The following is a 15527-nucleotide window of genomic DNA, read 5'->3' as shown; positions in this document are numbered from 1 at the left end:
CGGGCTGTCCGTGATTGCACGAGGGTGCCGGAAGGCCCAACAGCATTGCCGGGCCCGTGGGCATCGGCACTTCGCTGCGACGACCGATGATGCTGGTGGTCCCGCATCATTGGTCGTCTCAGGCGGGGTATCGGTTAAGCGGTTTCGCCCCGGCGGAGCCGGGGCGAACGGGGTGCCTGGACGTCAGACGCCAACCAGCGGATCGGTGATGCCCAGCAGGTAGATCGCTACTAGACCGATGATGCCGGTGAACAGCACGTAGTACAGGGTCGGCCAGATGGTCTTGCGCAGCGTGGCGCCTTCGCGGCCCAGCAGGCCGACGGTGGCGGATGCCGCGACCACATTGTGGATAGCGACCATGTTGCCGGCGGCGGCGCCTACGGCCTGGATCGCCACGATCATCGCTCCGGAAATGCCCAGGGTGTGCGCGACCCCGAATTGGAATTGGCTGAACATCATGTTGCTAACCGTGTTCGACCCGGCGATGAAGGCGCCCAGGGCGCCGATGCTCGGTGCCAGAAGCGGGTAGATGCTTCCCACGCTGTCGGCCACGAAACGCGCCATGGCAATCGGCATGCTTGGCAAGTCGCTGGCATTCACGCCGGAGTTGATCAGGATGCGCACCATCGGCACGGTGAACAGCAGCACGAAACCGGCGCTGAGCAACACGCTGGACGATTCCTTGATCGCTGCGCCCAGCTCGGCGGCACGCATGCGGTGCAGGACATACGTGATCAGCACCACGGCGACCAGGATCCCACCGGGCAGGAACAGCGGTTCGATGCTGGCGCTTACGCCGGTTTGACCGAGGATGTCCTTGAAAGCAATGGAGACCGATTTCAAGGTCGCACCTACCGCCGGGAAGACGCGGCTGATGACCAGCAGCGCGCCGACCAGCACGTAAGGAACCCAGGCGCGGAAGGCGCTCATCGGGCGCACGGTGAGGTCGTCGAGCTTCATCTCCACGGTGCCCAGCCATTCGGCCGGCCAGTCTTTCGCATCGGCGAAGTCCCAGGTCTGCTTGGGCACCAGGAACTTCATCCGCGCAGCGGTGGTGACGATTGCCAGGCCGATCAGTCCGCCCAGCAGCGACGGGAATTCAGGGCCGAGGAAAATACCGGTGGCAACATAGGGCAGAGTGAAGGCAAGCCCGGCGAACAACGCGAACGGCAGTACCTCGAAGCCGGCCCTCCAGCTTTTTTCCTTCCCGAAGAAGCGCGTCAGCATGATCACCATGACCAGCGGCATCACTGTGCCGACGATGGCATGGGTAATGGCGACGCTGCTGGTGATTTGCTGCAGGTAAGCCGCCCAGCTGGAGCCTTGGGCGGTCAGCTGGGCGCCGATGGTAGCGGTGTCCAGGCCGCTGTTGACGCCGACGATGATCGGCGTGCCGACCGCACCGAAGGAGACCGGCGTGCTTTGCACCAGCATGCCCAGAAGGACCGCGGCCATGGCCGGGAAGCCGATGGCCACGAGCAGCGGCGCCGCGATTGCCGCAGGGGTGCCGAAGCCCGATGCGCCCTCGATGAAGCAGCCGAACAGCCAGGCGATGATGATCGCCTGGATGCGCCGGTCAGGGCTGATGGTGGCGAACCCCCGGCGAATGGCGGTGATGCCGCCGGAGTGCTTGAGGGTATTCAGCAGCAGGATGGCACCGAAGATGATCCACAGCAGGCCGAGGGTGATCACCAGGCCTTGCAGGGTCGAGGCGAGAATCCGGCCGGCGCTCATGTTCCATACGAAGAAACCAATGGCTGCGGTAACCAGATACACCAGCGGCATCGCGGTGCGTGCAGGCCAGCGGAAGCCGATCAGCAGAATCGCAGCGAGAAGGATGGGTAGAAAGGCGAACAGGGCGAGCATTCCAGGTTGCATGATGTTCTCCGGTCAGTGATGCGCTGGGCGCGAAGAAAAGATGCGAGAGGGAGCTACGGCGTTGGCGTGGATGCGGGGCATGAGTACCTCAGATTTTTGTTGGAATTTTCACGCCGCCCGGATAAATTGGTAATACCAATTTACAATGGCGTGGAGTCAGGTTAAAAGCTGACCCCTTTAGCGTCAATCTTCGGGGGTCATACTTTGGTCTAGTGGCTGCGGCGCTGCCGGACCCTAGCCTTAGCGGTGACTGATCGGTCTGCTCATTTCGAGGGTGAATAAATGGAGCTTGGGCAGGTGCGCCTGCGGCGTCTGTCGGATGACATCGTTGCGCAGTTGGAAACCATGATTCTTGAGGGAACGCTCAAGGCGGGTGCCCGTCTGCCTGCCGAGCGGGCACTGGCTGAGCAGTTCGGCGTTTCGCGACCGTCGCTTCGCGAGGCGTTGCAGAAACTCTCGGTGAAGGGGCTGCTATTCAGTCGGCAGGGCGGCGGCACCTACGTTTCCGAATCGATTGGCTCGACCTTCAGTGATCCGCTGATGCATCTGCTGGAAAACAGTCCGGAGGCGCAGCGCGATCTGCTGGAGTTTCGCCACACGCTGGAAGGCTCCTGCGCGTACTACGCGGCCATTCGCGCCACGGAGCTGGACCACCAGCGCCTGCGCGCGGCATTCGACACGCTGCAGCAGTGCTACCTGCGCAACCCGCAGGTCAGCGTCGAGGAGGGCGCGGCCGACGCCTCGTTCCACCTGGCGATCGCCGAGGCCAGCCACAACGGCATGCTGTTGCACACCATCCGCGCGCTGTTCGACCTGCTCAAGCGCAACGTGGTGACCAACATCGGTGGAATGTACGAACGCCGCAGCGAGACCCGTGACATGCTGATGAAGCAGCACAGCGAGCTGTTTGACGCGATCATCGAACGACGGGCCGAAGAGGCCCGGGATATCTCCAACCGGCACATCCACTACGTTCAGGAAGTGCTCGCCGAAGCCCAGCAGGAAGCCCAGCGCGTGGCGCGGGCTCAGCGTCGTCAGGGCTTGTAGCGGTTAGATGAGGTTCGGGCGGCGCGGGCTGGAAACACGCGGAGCCGTCCGAAGGCGGGCGGCGATTACTCGTCCTTGCTCTTGGTGCGCATCGCGCGCTGCACCTCGCGATCGGCGTCGCGTTCCTTCTCGGTGTGGCGCTTGTCGAACTCCTTCTTGCCCTTCGCCAGGGCGATGTCGCACTTGATCAGGTGCTTCTTCCAGTGCAGCGACAGCGCCACGCAGGCGTAGCCCTTCTGCTGCACGGCGCCGAACAGCTTGCCCAGTTCGCGCTTGTGCAGGAGCAGCTTGCGCGTGCGGGTGGGGTCGGCGATGACGTGGGTGCTGGCGGTGGTGAGAGGCGTAATGTGGCAACCCATCAGCCACGCCTCGCCGTCCTTGAGCAGCACGTAGCTGTCGACTAGCTGCGCCTTGCCGGCGCGCAGGCTTTTTACTTCCCAGCCCGCGAGGGCGAGGCCCGCCTCGAAGCGTTGCTCGATGAAAAAGTCGTGCAGCGCCTTCTTGTTCTGCGCGATGGAACCCGGAGATGTTTTCTTTTGCTTGGCCATAGGGGCGGCATTATAGGGAGTCGACAACGGCGCGGCTATGCCGCAGACGCGCGCTTGAGGGGGTTGGATGAAACCCGGACAATGCGCGCTCTTTTTTGACCGGGTGGGCAGCAATCGATGGACAAGGTTTCAGTGCACGGCGGCTGGACCAGTCGCTGGGTGTTCATCCTCGCGGCTACCGGTTCCGCGGTTGGTCTGGGCAGCATCTGGAAATTCCCCTACATGACCGGCGTCTACGGCGGCGGCGCCTTCGTGTTGGTGTTCCTTGCCTGCATCGCGCTGATCGGTCTGCCGGTGATGCTCGCCGAAACCCTGATCGGCCGGCGCGCGCGGCAGAGTCCGGCGAATGCGCTGCGCGAGCTGGCGGTCGCCGCCGGGCATACGCCCGTCTGGTCCTGGGCGGCCTTCGCCGGAATGATCACCGCGCTGCTGATCCTGTCGTTCTACAGCGTGGTCGGCGGCTGGTCGCTGGATTACATCCTCGGCGTCGGCCGCGGCGACTTCCAGGGCGCCACCGCCGAGCGTGGCGCGGCGCTGTTCGGCGCGCTGGTGGACGATCCCTGGCGGATGATCCTCTGGCACACGGTGTTCATGGCGTTGTCGGCCTGGGTGATCGCCAAGGGCGTGGTCGCCGGGCTCGAGAAAAGCCTGCGAATCATGATGCCGCTGCTGTTCGTCCTGCTGCTGATCCTGCTCGGCTACAGCATGACCACCGGGCATTTCATGCAGGGCCTGCATTTCATGTTCAATTTCGATACCTCGCGGCTGCTCGAGGGAACGCTGCCCGCCATGGGGCATGCGTTCTTCTCGCTGAGCGTCGGGGTCGGCTCGATCATGATCTACGGCGCCTACATGCCGAAGCACACCTCCATCGGCGCCACCGTCATCGCCGTGGCGTTGATGGATACCTTCGTCTCGCTGCTGGCCGGCGTGGCCCTGTTCCCCATCGTGTTTTCCGCCGGGCTGAACCCGGGCGAAGGGCCGGGGCTGATGTTCGTCACCCTGCCGCTGGCATTCGGCAACGTCGGCTTCGGCCAGGTGATGGGCGTGGTGTTCTTCATTCTGGTGCTGATCGCCGCCTGGACCTCGGCGATCTCCATGCTCGAACCGATGGTCGCCTACCTGGTGGAGCGCAGCCGTCGTTCGCGGCTGTGGATCACCAGCGTGCTGGCGTTCGTCTGCTGGTTCGTCGGCCTCGGCACGGTGTTCTCCTTCAATATAGGGAAGCAGGCGAAATTCTTCGTCCGCGAAAACGGGGGCTTCTCGCTTTATCAATGGGGCGCGGCGAGCGGGCTGGACTTCTTCGGCGTGATCGACTTCTTCACCTCGCGGATCATGTTGCCGCTCGGTGGGCTGTGTTTCGTGGTCTTCGCCGGCTGGATCATGGGGCGCGATGCGGTGCGCGACGAGTTGGCGATGCGCAGCCCGCGGCTGTTCGCGCTGGCGTTCCTCCTCATGCGATATGTGGCACCATTCGGCATTCTGGTCGTCTTCACCGCCCAGTTGTGGAACTGAACAGGTAGAAAATGAGTACCCATATTCAACGTTCGGCCTTGCTGCCGTACCCGGCCCAGGCGCTTTACGACCTGGTCAACGACGTGGCGCGCTACCCGGAGTTCCTGCCCTGGTGCTCCGCCAGCACCGTGCTGGATGCCGACGCCGCCTCCATGCGCGCCAGCCTCAGCGTGGCCAAGGCCGGGCTCAGCCAGCAGTTCATCACGCGCAACACGCTGACGCCTGGGCAGAGCATCGTGATGGACCTGGAAGAGGGACCGTTCAGCCAACTGCACGGGGTCTGGCAGTTCAAGGCGCTGACCGACAAGGCCTGCAAGATCAGCCTCGACCTGACCTTCGATTACGCCGGTCCGCTGGTCAAGGCGACGCTCGGCCCGCTGTTCAACCAGGCGGCGAATACGCTTGTCGATGCGTTCTGCCAGCGCGCCAAGCAGCTCTACGGCTGACCCTATGATTCGCGTCGAAGTGGTCTACGCGGAGGCGGGCCGGCAGGTGTTGCTGACGCGCGAGGTGCCGCCGGGAAGCGACGCTCGATCGGTGGTCGTCGCCAGTGGCATGGACGCGGAATTTCCCCGGCTGGACCTGCATGGCAGCCCGCTGGGGATCTTCGGCAAGGTGCTGGCCGATCCGCAGCGACGCGTGCTGGAAGAGGGCGACCGGGTCGAAATCTACCGGGCTCTGGTCGCCGACCCCAAGGAAGTGCGCAAGCAGCGTGCGGAAAAGGCCCGTTTACGCGAACGGGGCGAATCCCAGGCATGAAAAAGCCCGGCGAGCCGGGCTTTTTTCTGCACGCCTGATTTACTGCGGCGAGGTTTCCAGCGGCGTGGGCGTCGGTACGGGCACAGACTTGACGTCGTCGACATCGCGCTGGATCTGCTCGAGAAGCGAACCGGGCGCCGGCTTCTCTTCGCTCTTCTGCGGTTGCTGGCTCGGGGCCTGCGGCTGGGTACTGCCATCGGTGCCGAGGATCGCTTCGTCGCGGCTGACGCCCGGCATGAAGTCGCCGTTCAGGCCGACCAGCAGGTCGTTCTGGTCGAAGGTCAGGCTGACGCGCTCCTGCAGGCGCTGACGGCCGCCGGGCTGGATGCTGTACAGATAATCCCAGCGATTGGTGTGGAAGGTGTCGGTGAGCAGCGGGTTGCCCATGATAAACCGCACCTGGCGACGGGTCATTCCAGGCTTCAACTGGTCTATCATGTCCTGAGTTACGACATTGCCCTGCTGGATGTCGATCTTGTAAACGCCGGGGAACGAGCAGCCGGCGAGAGCCAACAGCCCCACTAGGCTAAAGCTGGTAATCAGGAGCTTGGTGTTTTGCATCGGTGGGTTACTTCCACTATCTTGGCTGGGCCACGAAAACCCCGATCATACTTGCATTGGAAGGTGCTGCGAAGCAGCAGCCACGAGAAAGCTGACCATGGTTGAAAATAACGAACTTCGCAAAGTTGGCCTGAAGGTAACCCTTCCGCGGGTCAAGATTCTGCAGATGCTGGACTCGACCGATCAGCGTCACATGAGCGCTGAAGACGTCTACAAGGCACTGATGGAGGCGGGCGAGGACGTCGGCCTGGCCACCGTATATCGCGTGCTCACCCAGTTCGAGGCGGCCGGTCTGGTCACTCGGCACAACTTCGACGGCGGCCACGCCGTGTTCGAACTGGCGGACAGCGGCCACCATGACCACATGGTCTGCGTGGATACCGGGGAGGTCATCGAATTCATGGATGCCGAGATCGAGCGGCGGCAGAAGGAGATCGTGCTCGAACACGGTTTCGAGCTGGTCGATCACAACCTGGTGCTCTACGTGCGCACCAACAAGAAGTGATCGATCCGTTGTGAAAAAGGCGACCCGAGGGTCGCCTTTTTCGTGTCTGCGTCATCGTTCCTGATGCTCAGCCGTTCGCCGTTTCGACCATCTTGCGCGCGTGGGCCAGGGATTCCTCCGTAAGGTCGACGCCGCCGAGCATCCGTGCGATCTCTTCCACGCGGCCTGGGGCATCCAGCTTGGCCACGGCGGTACGGGTTTCGTCGCTGCCGCGCGCCTTGTGCACGAAGAGGTGCTGATGACCCTGTGCGGCCACCTGCGGCAGGTGGGTCACCGTCAGTACCTGGCCGCGCTCGCCGAGGCGGCGCAGCAACTGGCCGACCACTTCCGCGGTCGGTCCGCCGATGCCCACGTCCACTTCGTCGAACACCAGCGTCGGGACCCTCGAGTTCTGTGCGGTGATCACCTGCACCGCCAGGCTGATTCGTGACAGTTCGCCGCCGGATGCCACCTTGGCCAGGCCCTTGAGCGGCTGGCCGGGGTTCGCGCTGACCAGGAACTCGACCTGCTCCAGCCCGGTCGGGTGCGGATCCGTCGCGGCGATTTCGCGCAATTCGATGGCGAAGCGTCCGCCGGGCATGCCCAGGCGCTGCATCTCGACTTCGACCGCGCTGGCCAGGCGTGGCGCGCCTTCGTTGCGCAGGCCGCTGAGTTCGGTGGCTTTCTCCTGGTAGTGACGGGCGTAGGAGGCCAGCTCCTGAGCCAGCCGCTCCAGGGCTTCGTCATCGGCATTGAGGGTTTCCAGTTCGTCGAGCAGGCGTTGCTGCAGCGCCGCGAGTTCCGCCGGCTGCACCCGATGCTTGCGGGCCAGGGTGTAGATCGCGTCGAGGCGTTCCTCGAGCGTCTGCAGGCGTGCCGGGTCGGCGTCGAAATGATCGAGGAAGCGATTCAGTTCGCCGACGGCTTCCTCGACCTGAATCTGCGCACTGGACAGCAGTTCGGCGGCCTCGTTGAGCGCGCCGGGCTGGCTGGAGCGGTTGCCCAGGCGCTGCAGGCTGGCGGTAAGGGCGGAGAGCACGTTGCCGGAGTCGCTCTCGGCGCAGAGCTCGATGACGTGGCGGCAGGCGCCGAGGAGGCTTTCGGCGTTGGTCAGGTTTTTGTGTTCCTGTTCCAGTTCTTCCAGCTCGTGTTCGCCGAGGGCAAGGTTTTCCAGCTCTTCCATCTGATAGCTGAGCAACTGGTGGCGGGCGCGCTGTTCGTCGCCACTGCTGGAGATGCGCTCGAGCTCCTGGCGGGTCTGGCGCCAGCGCTGGGCGGCGAGCTGGACCTGACGTGCCAGCTCACTGGCACCGACGAATTCGTCGAGCAGGCGGCGGTGGGTGTCGGCCTTCAGCAGCGACTGATGCTCGTGCTGGCTGTGGATGTCGATCAGCAGCTCGCCGAGGCTTTTCAGGTCGGCCTGCGGGCAGGGCGCACCGTTAATGTAAGCGCGCGAACGGCCTTCGGCGGTGATCACCCGGCGCAGGATGCACGGGCCATCGTTGTCCAGGTCGCGCTCGGCGAGCCAGGCGCGCGCCTCGGGGATGTCGCCGAGGTCGAAGCTGGCGAGGATGTCCGCCTTGTCGGCGCCCGGCCTGACGGCGCCACTGTCGGCACGGTCGCCGAGGGTCAGGCCGAGAGCGTCAAGCATGATCGACTTGCCGGCGCCGGTTTCGCCGGTAATCACGCTCATGCCGCGGTCCAGCTCGAGATCGAGGTGTTCGACGATGGCGTAGTTATGAACGGACAGGTGCACCAGCATGATGAATACTCCCGACGTGATGGCTGGGTATTTATACAGTGGTTGTGTGGCGCCTGACAATCCGTTCCGTCGGTTGGGCGGGTTGTTGGCCAGGATGCCGGGTCGGCGCCCTTGAAGCGGGCGAATGCGGCCCCATATAGGCGGACAGAAGCGCCCGGCACGACCGGCGACCGATCAAGAGGAGGAATGCATGGCTGACGAACATAACCTGGACCCCCAATCCCCGGACACGGGCGCGGATGCGCCGGTAGAGTCTTCGGAGGACCTGGGCGCCCGCGTGCAGGCGCTCGAAGAACAGCTGGCGGCGGCGCAGGACCAGTCCCTGCGCGTCGCTGCCGATCTGCAGAACGTGCGCCGCCGCGCCGAGCAGGACGTGGAGAAGGCGCACAAGTTCGCGCTGGAGAAATTCGCCAGCGACCTGCTGCCGGTCGTCGATAGCCTCGAACGCGGCCTGGAACTGTCCAGCCCCGACGACGAGTCGATCAAGGCCGTGCGTGAAGGCATGGAGCTGACCCTCAAGCTGTTCCACGACACCCTCAAGCGTTATCAACTGGAGGCGGTCGATCCGCACGGCGCGCCGTTCAACCCCGAACACCACCAGGCGATGGCCATGGAAGAAAGCGCCCATGCCGAGCCGGGCAGCGTGCTCAAGGTGTTCCAGAAGGGTTACCTGCTCAACGGGCGCCTGCTGCGCCCGGCGATGGTGGTGGTCAGCAAGGCGCCAAGCGAAGCGCCGCCTTCGATCAACGAGAAGGCTTGAAATCGGCCGGTTGGCCCCCATCTGTTTAGTCAAGCGAATAGAGCTACCGCGACCCGCTGCGGGGCGCGCTAAAACCAAGTTTCGGAGAGAGAAGACATGGGCAAAATCATCGGTATCGACCTGGGGACCACCAACTCCTGCGTCGCAATTCTGGAAAACGGCAACGTCAAGGTCATCGAGAACGCCGAGGGCGCGCGCACCACGCCGTCGATCATCGCCTACACCAACGACGGCGAGACGCTGGTCGGTCAGTCGGCCAAGCGCCAGGCGGTGACCAACCCGCAAAACACCCTGTACGCGGTGAAGCGCCTGATCGGCCGTCGCTTCGAAGAAGACGTCGTGCAGAAGGACATCCAGATGGTCCCGTACAAGGTCGCCAAGGCCGACAACGGCGACGCCTGGGTCGAAGTGAAGGGCCAGAAGATGGCGCCGCCGCAGATTTCCGCGGAAGTGCTGAAAAAGATGAAGAAGACCGCCGAAGACTACCTCGGCGAGCCGGTCACCGAAGCGGTGATAACCGTTCCGGCCTACTTCAACGACAGCCAGCGCCAGGCCACCAAGGACGCCGGCCGCATCGCCGGCCTCGACGTCAAGCGCATCATCAACGAGCCGACCGCGGCGGCGCTGGCCTATGGCATGGACAAGGCCAAGGGCGACCACACCGTGATCGTCTATGACCTGGGCGGCGGTACCTTCGACGTGTCGGTGATCGAGATCGCCGAAGTCGACGGCGAGCACCAGTTCGAAGTGCTGGCCACCAATGGCGACACCTTCCTCGGTGGCGAGGATTTCGACATCCGCCTGATCGACTACCTCGTCGACGAGTTCAAGAAAGAAACCGGGATGAACCTGAAGGGTGATCCGCTGGCCATGCAGCGCCTGAAAGAGGCAGCCGAGAAGGCCAAGATCGAGTTGTCGTCGAGCTCGCAGACCGACGTCAACCTGCCGTATATCACCGCCGACTCGACCGGTCCGAAGCACCTGAATGTGAAGATCTCCCGTGCCAAGCTGGAGTCGCTGGTCGAGGACCTGGTCGAGCGCACCATCGAGCCGTGCCGCATCGCGTTGAAGGACGCCGGCATCGACGTGGGCAGCATCGACGACGTGATCCTGGTCGGTGGCCAGACCCGCATGCCGCTGGTGCAGAAGCGTGTGGCCGATTTCTTCGGCAAGGAAGCGCGCAAGGACGTCAACCCGGACGAAGCCGTGGCCATGGGTGCCGCCATTCAGGGCGCCGTGCTGGCCGGCGACGTCAAGGACGTGCTGCTGCTCGACGTTTCGCCGCTGACCCTGGGTATCGAAACCATGGGTGGCGTGATGACGGCGCTGATCGAGAAGAACACCACCATCCCGACCAAGAAGTCGCAGGTGTTCTCGACTGCCGACGACAACCAGAGCGCCGTGACCATTCACGTGCTGCAGGGCGAGCGCAAGCAGGCCGCGCAGAACAAGTCGCTCGGTAAGTTCGACCTGGCCGAGATTCCGCCGGCTCCGCGTGGCGTGCCGCAGATCGAAGTGACCTTCGACATCGACGCCAACGGCATCCTGCATGTCGGCGCCAAGGACAAGGCCACCGGCAAGACCCAGTCGATCGTGATCAAGGCCAACTCCGGCCTGTCCGATGACGAGATCGAGAAGATGGTCCGCGACGCCGAGGCAAATGCCGAGGAAGACCGCAAGTTCGAAGAGCTGGCCGGTGCACGCAACCAGGGCGACCAACTGGCGCATGCCACTCGCAAGATGATCGTCGAGGCGGGCGACAAGGTCAGCGCCGACGAGAAAGCCAGCATCGAGAAAGCCATCGGCGACCTCGAAGTGGCGGTGAAAGGCGACGACAAGGCGGAAATCGAAGCGAAGATGACCGCACTGTCCCAGGCTTCCGCTCCGCTGGCGCAGAAAATGTATGCCGAGCAGCCGCAGGCCGGTGAGCCTGCCCAGGACGGGGCCGAGGCGAAGAGCGGCGACGACGTGGTCGACGCCGAGTTCGAAGAGGTCAAGGACAACAAGTAAGCATCGCTTGCTTCGGCTCCACGGCGCGGGGTTCTAGCCTCGCGCGTCCAGACACGCCGCGCGGGAGCTTGCTCCCGCGTTGGCGTATCTGGTGGAGCGACAAGTCTGTTGCGCCAATGAACAGGCTGCTGGAGGAATTTGAGGGTTATGGCTAAACGAGATTATTACGAGATTCTGGGTGTCGAGCGTGGTGTCGGCGAAGCCGAGTTGAAGAAGGCCTACCGGCGTCTGGCAATGAAGCACCACCCCGACCGCAACCCGGACGATAAGGCGGCGGAAGAGAAGTTCAAGGAGGCCAGCGAGGCCTACGAAGTGCTTTCCGATGCCAGCAAGCGCGCGGCCTATGACCAGTACGGCCATGCCGGAGTCGATCCGCAGATGGGCGGTGGTGGCGGCTTCGGCAACAACGCCAGCTTCTCCGACATTTTTGGCGACGTGTTCAGCGACTTCTTCGGCGGTGCCCGCGGCGGTTCGCGCGGTGGCCCGGCGCGGGGCAATGACCTGCGCTACACCCTCGAGCTGGACCTGGAAGAAGCGGTGCGCGGCACCACGGTGACCATCCGCGTGCCGACGCTGGTCAACTGCAAGGTCTGCGAAGGCAGCGGCGCGAAGAAGGGCTCGACGCCCGTCGGTTGCCCGACCTGCGGCGGCATCGGCCAGGTGCGCATGCAGCAGGGCTTCTTTTCCGTGCAGCAGACCTGCCCGCGCTGCCATGGCGCCGGCAAGATCATTCCCGACCCCTGCGAGGCCTGCCATGGGCAGGGGCGCGTAGAGGAGCACAAGACGCTGTCGGTCAAGGTGCCGCCGGGCGTCGATACCGGCGACCGCATTCGCCTGTCCGGCGAAGGCGAGGCCGGCGCGATGGGCGGTCCTGCGGGCGATCTCTACGTGGTGGTCAACGTGCGCGAGCACCCGATCTTCCAGCGTGATGGCAAGCACCTCTATTGCGAGGTGCCGATCAGTTTCGCCGACGCCGCACTCGGTGGCGAGCTGGAAGTGCCGACCCTGGACGGTCGCGTGAAGCTGAAGATTCCGGAAAGCACCCAGACCGGCAAGCTGTTCCGCCTGCGCGGCAAGGGCGTGGCGCCGGTTCGCGGAGGCGGTGCCGGCGACCTGATGTGCAAGGTGCAGGTGGAAACCCCGGTGAACCTGAGCAAGCGCCAGCGCGAACTGCTCGAAGAGTTCCGCGGCAGCCTGCAAAGCGACAGCTCGCACTCGCCCAAGGCCAGTGGCTGGTTCGAAGGCATGAAGCGTTTCTTCGGCGACCTGTAAATCCTCGCGTCGGGTCGTGGTGTGAACGCCGCGGGCCGACGCGCTCAGCTGGAGCTGATGTATGCGACGTATTGCAGTAATGGGCGCCGCCGGGCGCATGGGCAAGATCCTCATCGAGGCGGTGCAGCAGACCGCGGGCGCCGCCGGGCTGACCGCGGCTGTGGATCGCCCCGACAGCACCCTGGTCGGCGCCGATGCCGGTGAGCTGGCCGGCATCGGCCGCATTGGCGTGCCGCTGTCCGGCGACCTGAGCCGGGTCGTCGACGAGTTCGACGTGCTGATCGACTTCACTCACCCGTCGGTGACGCTGAAGAATCTGGAAGTCTGCCGGCGTGCCGGCAAGGCCATGGTCATTGGCACCACCGGGCTGAGCCAGGAAGAGAAACAGCAACTGGTCGCGGCGGCGAAGGACGTACCGCTGGTGTTCGCCGCCAACTTCAGCGTCGGCGTGAACCTCTGCCTGAAGCTGCTCGACACCGCCGCGCGGGTACTGGGCGACGAGGTGGACATCGAGATCGTCGAGGCGCACCACCGGCACAAGGTCGATGCGCCTTCGGGCACCGCCTTGCGCATGGGTGAAGTGGTCGCAGAGGCGCTCGGTCGCGATCTGCGCGAAGTGGCGGTGTACGGCCGCGAAGGGCAGACCGGCGCACGCGATCGGCAGACCATCGGCTTCGCCACGGTGCGCGCGGGCGACATCGTCGGCGACCACACCGTGCTGTTCGCGGCGGACGGTGAGCGCGTCGAGATCACCCACAAGGCGTCCAGTCGGATGACCTTCGCCAAAGGTGCGGTGCGTGCGGCGCTGTGGCTCGAAGGACGTGAAGCGGGGCTTTATGACATGCAGGATGTGCTCGGCCTGGCCTGAGCGGCGTCTACGCCCAGGCCCGCCAGGCGCCGCGTTTTTCGCCCTGGCCTGGAGCTCTTCCCGGGTTTCGGCTGGACCGGGAAAGGCTTTTTCTGTAAGCTGCCCGCTTTAGTGTGCCCACTAAAAGTTACGCAGATGGCTATTAACAAAAAAGCGGGATGACCTTCACACGTCATCCCGCTTTTTTACAACCTGCGTTTTGCTCCAGCCCTGATCTACCGGAGGTCTTCTGACTATGCCTGCCCCTAAACCTGCCATTCTGGCCCTCGCCGACGGCAGCATTTTTCGCGGCGAATCCATTGGCGCCAACGGGCAAACCGTCGGCGAAGTGGTGTTCAACACCGCCATGACCGGCTATCAGGAAATCCTCACCGATCCATCCTACGCCCAGCAGATCGTCACCCTGACCTATCCGCACATCGGCAACACCGGCACCACGCCGCAGGACGCCGAATCGGGCCAGGTCTGGGCCGCTGGTCTGGTGATCCGCGACCTGCCGCTGCTGGCCAGCAACTGGCGCAACAAGCAGTCGCTGCCCGACTACCTCGAAGCCAGCGGCACTGTCGCGATCGCCGGTATCGATACCCGCCGCCTGACCCGCATCCTGCGTGAGAAAGGCGCACAGAACGGCTGCATCCTCGCCGGCGAAGACGCCACCGAAGAGCGCGCGCTCGAGCTGGCACGCAGCTTCCCTGGCCTCAAGGGCATGGACCTGGCGAAGGAAGTGTCGGTCAAGCAGCGTTACGAGTGGCGTTCCAGCGTCTGGAGCCTGGGCACCGACGATCACGCGGAGATCCCCGCCGACGAGCTGCCGTATCATGTGGTCGCCTATGATTTCGGCGTGAAGACCAACATCCTGCGCATGCTGGTGGCGCGTGGCTGCCGGATCACCGTGCTGCCGGCGCAAACGCCCGCCAGCGAAGCCCTGGCGCTGAACCCGGACGGCGTGTTCCTGGCCAACGGCCCGGGCGATCCGGAGCCGTGCGACTACGCGATCTCGGCCATCCAGGAAGTCCTGCAGACCGAGATCCCGGTGTTCGGCATCTGCCTGGGTCACCAACTGCTGGCGCTGGCCTCCGGCGCGAAGACCGTGAAGATGCCCAACGGCCACCACGGCGCCAACCATCCGGTGCAGGATCTGAAGACCGGCGTGGTGATGATCACCAGCCAGAACCACGGTTTCGCGGTGGACGAGGCGAGCCTGCCGGCCAACGTGCGGGCGACCCACAAGTCGCTGTTCGACGGCACCCTGCAGGGCATCGAGCGTACCGACAAGGTCGCCTTCAGCTTCCAGGGTCACCCGGAAGCGAGCCCCGGCCCGCATGACGTGGCGCCGCTGTTCGACCGTTTCATCGCGGCCATGGCCGAGCGCCGCTGAGGTAGACGAGATGCTGCCAAGCCTGGGAATCACCGACCTCTGTACCTACGTGCTGGGTGCGTTGTTCGTCGTCCTGCTGCCGGGGCCGAACTCGCTGTTCGTGCTCGCCACCTCGGCGCAGCATGGCGTGGCGCGCGGCTACAGGGCGGCCAGCGCGGTGTTCCTCGGTGACGCGATCCTGATGCTGCTCTCGGCGCTGGGTATCGCCTCGCTGCTGAAGACCGTGCCGATGCTGTTCGTGGTGCTCAAGTACCTGGGCGCGGCCTATCTGTTCTATCTCGGCATCGGCATGCTGCGCGGCGCCTGGCGCAAGCTGCATGCGCCGGAAGTGTCGTCGCAGGCGCTGGAGAGCCATGAGCCGGTGAACAACCCGTTCGGTCGTGCGCTGTTCCTCAGCCTGTCCAACCCGAAGGCGATCCTGTTTTTCATCTCCTTCTTCATCCAGTTCGTCGACCCGGCCTATGCCTACCCCGGTCTGTCGTTCCTGGTGCTGGGAACCATCCTCGAAGCGATCAGCTTCCTGTACCTGAGTTTCCTGATTTTTTGCGGTGTGCGTCTGGCCGAGTGGTTCCGCCAGCGCCAACGCCTGTCTGCCGGAGCCACCTCCGGCGTGGGCGCCATGTTCGTCGGTTTCGGCATCAAGCTGGCCGGCGCAACCCTGACCTGATTTGTAGAGCACGAGAGT

General features: G+C 64.3%; 15 protein-coding genes. 11 read left to right on the top strand and 4 right to left on the bottom strand.

The window, feature by feature from the left end:
• Nucleotides 1-183: 183 nt before the first annotated feature.
• Complete coding sequence (locus tag B2X67_RS09665) at nt 184-1878, bottom strand: L-lactate permease (RefSeq protein ID WP_282339660.1); 1695 nt, start codon at nt 1876-1878, stop codon at nt 184-186.
• A 282-nt stretch (nt 1879-2160) separates the two neighbouring features.
• Here B2X67_RS09665 and B2X67_RS09660 point away from each other — a divergent pair, with 282 nt between their 5' ends.
• On the top strand, nt 2161-2925 hold the full coding sequence (locus tag B2X67_RS09660; RefSeq protein WP_286785339.1) for a GntR family transcriptional regulator: 765 nt from the start codon (nt 2161-2163) through the stop codon (nt 2923-2925).
• Nucleotides 2926-2990: 65 nt separating this feature from the next.
• Here the strand turns inward: B2X67_RS09660 and smpB are convergent, their stop codons facing one another.
• The gene (gene smpB, locus B2X67_RS09655; RefSeq protein WP_286785338.1) at nt 2991-3473 is read right to left on the bottom strand and encodes an SsrA-binding protein SmpB; all 483 of its coding nucleotides are present in this window, start codon (nt 3471-3473) and stop codon (nt 2991-2993) included.
• A gap of 117 nt (nt 3474-3590) precedes the next feature.
• Between smpB and B2X67_RS09650 the strand changes: the two genes are divergently transcribed.
• The 3 genes from B2X67_RS09650 to B2X67_RS09640 are packed head-to-tail and all read left to right on the top strand — an operon-like array spanning nt 3591 to nt 5747.
• Nucleotides 3591-4988, top strand: coding sequence for a sodium-dependent transporter (locus B2X67_RS09650; protein WP_282339655.1), 1398 nt, complete (start codon nt 3591-3593; stop codon nt 4986-4988).
• 11 nt (nt 4989-4999) lie between these two features.
• Complete coding sequence (locus B2X67_RS09645; protein ID WP_282339654.1) at nt 5000-5434, top strand: type II toxin-antitoxin system RatA family toxin; 435 nt, start codon at nt 5000-5002, stop codon at nt 5432-5434.
• A 4-nt stretch (nt 5435-5438) separates the two neighbouring features.
• The gene (locus B2X67_RS09640) at nt 5439-5747 is read left to right on the top strand and encodes an RnfH family protein (RefSeq protein WP_282339652.1); all 309 of its coding nucleotides are present in this window, start codon (nt 5439-5441) and stop codon (nt 5745-5747) included.
• Nucleotides 5748-5786: 39 nt separating this feature from the next.
• On the opposite strand, the gene B2X67_RS09635 is transcribed toward B2X67_RS09640, so the two are convergent.
• Nucleotides 5787-6308 (bottom strand): outer membrane protein assembly factor BamE, encoded by a 522-nt coding sequence (locus B2X67_RS09635; protein ID WP_090223645.1) that lies wholly within the window; start codon nt 6306-6308, stop codon nt 5787-5789.
• Between the two features lie 97 nt (nt 6309-6405).
• Here B2X67_RS09635 and fur point away from each other — a divergent pair, with 97 nt between their 5' ends.
• Entirely contained in the window at nt 6406-6813 is a 408-nt protein-coding gene (gene fur, locus B2X67_RS09630) for a ferric iron uptake transcriptional regulator (protein WP_090223643.1), read from the top strand.
• Between the two features lie 67 nt (nt 6814-6880).
• On the opposite strand, the gene recN is transcribed toward fur, so the two are convergent.
• The gene (gene recN, locus B2X67_RS09625) at nt 6881-8554 is read right to left on the bottom strand and encodes a DNA repair protein RecN (protein ID WP_286785337.1); all 1674 of its coding nucleotides are present in this window, start codon (nt 8552-8554) and stop codon (nt 6881-6883) included.
• Between the two features lie 124 nt (nt 8555-8678).
• Here recN and grpE point away from each other — a divergent pair, with 124 nt between their 5' ends.
• From grpE to leuE, 6 genes are all read left to right on the top strand, one after another.
• Nucleotides 8679-9314, top strand: coding sequence for a nucleotide exchange factor GrpE (grpE, locus tag B2X67_RS09620; RefSeq protein WP_286785336.1), 636 nt, complete (start codon nt 8679-8681; stop codon nt 9312-9314).
• Between the two features lie 96 nt (nt 9315-9410).
• Complete coding sequence (gene dnaK / locus B2X67_RS09615) at nt 9411-11324, top strand: molecular chaperone DnaK (RefSeq protein WP_282339643.1); 1914 nt, start codon at nt 9411-9413, stop codon at nt 11322-11324.
• A 147-nt stretch (nt 11325-11471) separates the two neighbouring features.
• Nucleotides 11472-12596: a molecular chaperone DnaJ gene (gene dnaJ / locus B2X67_RS09610; RefSeq protein ID WP_090223637.1), complete on the top strand. Its 1125-nt coding sequence runs from the start codon at nt 11472-11474 to the stop codon at nt 12594-12596.
• A 61-nt stretch (nt 12597-12657) separates the two neighbouring features.
• The gene (gene dapB / locus B2X67_RS09605; RefSeq protein WP_286785335.1) at nt 12658-13464 is read left to right on the top strand and encodes a 4-hydroxy-tetrahydrodipicolinate reductase; all 807 of its coding nucleotides are present in this window, start codon (nt 12658-12660) and stop codon (nt 13462-13464) included.
• Nucleotides 13465-13699: 235 nt separating this feature from the next.
• Entirely contained in the window at nt 13700-14842 is a 1143-nt protein-coding gene (carA, locus tag B2X67_RS09600) for a glutamine-hydrolyzing carbamoyl-phosphate synthase small subunit (RefSeq protein WP_286785334.1), read from the top strand.
• 13 nt (nt 14843-14855) lie between these two features.
• Nucleotides 14856-15509, top strand: a complete 654-nt coding sequence (leuE, locus tag B2X67_RS09595) for a leucine efflux protein LeuE (protein ID WP_286785370.1) — start codon at nt 14856-14858, stop codon at nt 15507-15509.
• Nucleotides 15510-15527 lie beyond the last annotated feature (18 nt).

Source organism: Pseudomonas sp. UBA3153, from assembly GCF_002364635.1.
GTDB lineage: Bacteria > Pseudomonadota > Gammaproteobacteria > Pseudomonadales > Pseudomonadaceae > Pseudomonas_O > Pseudomonas_O kuykendallii.
The sequence above is the reverse complement of the archived record's forward strand: the minus strand, read 5'-3'. Positions and strand labels throughout refer to the sequence as shown.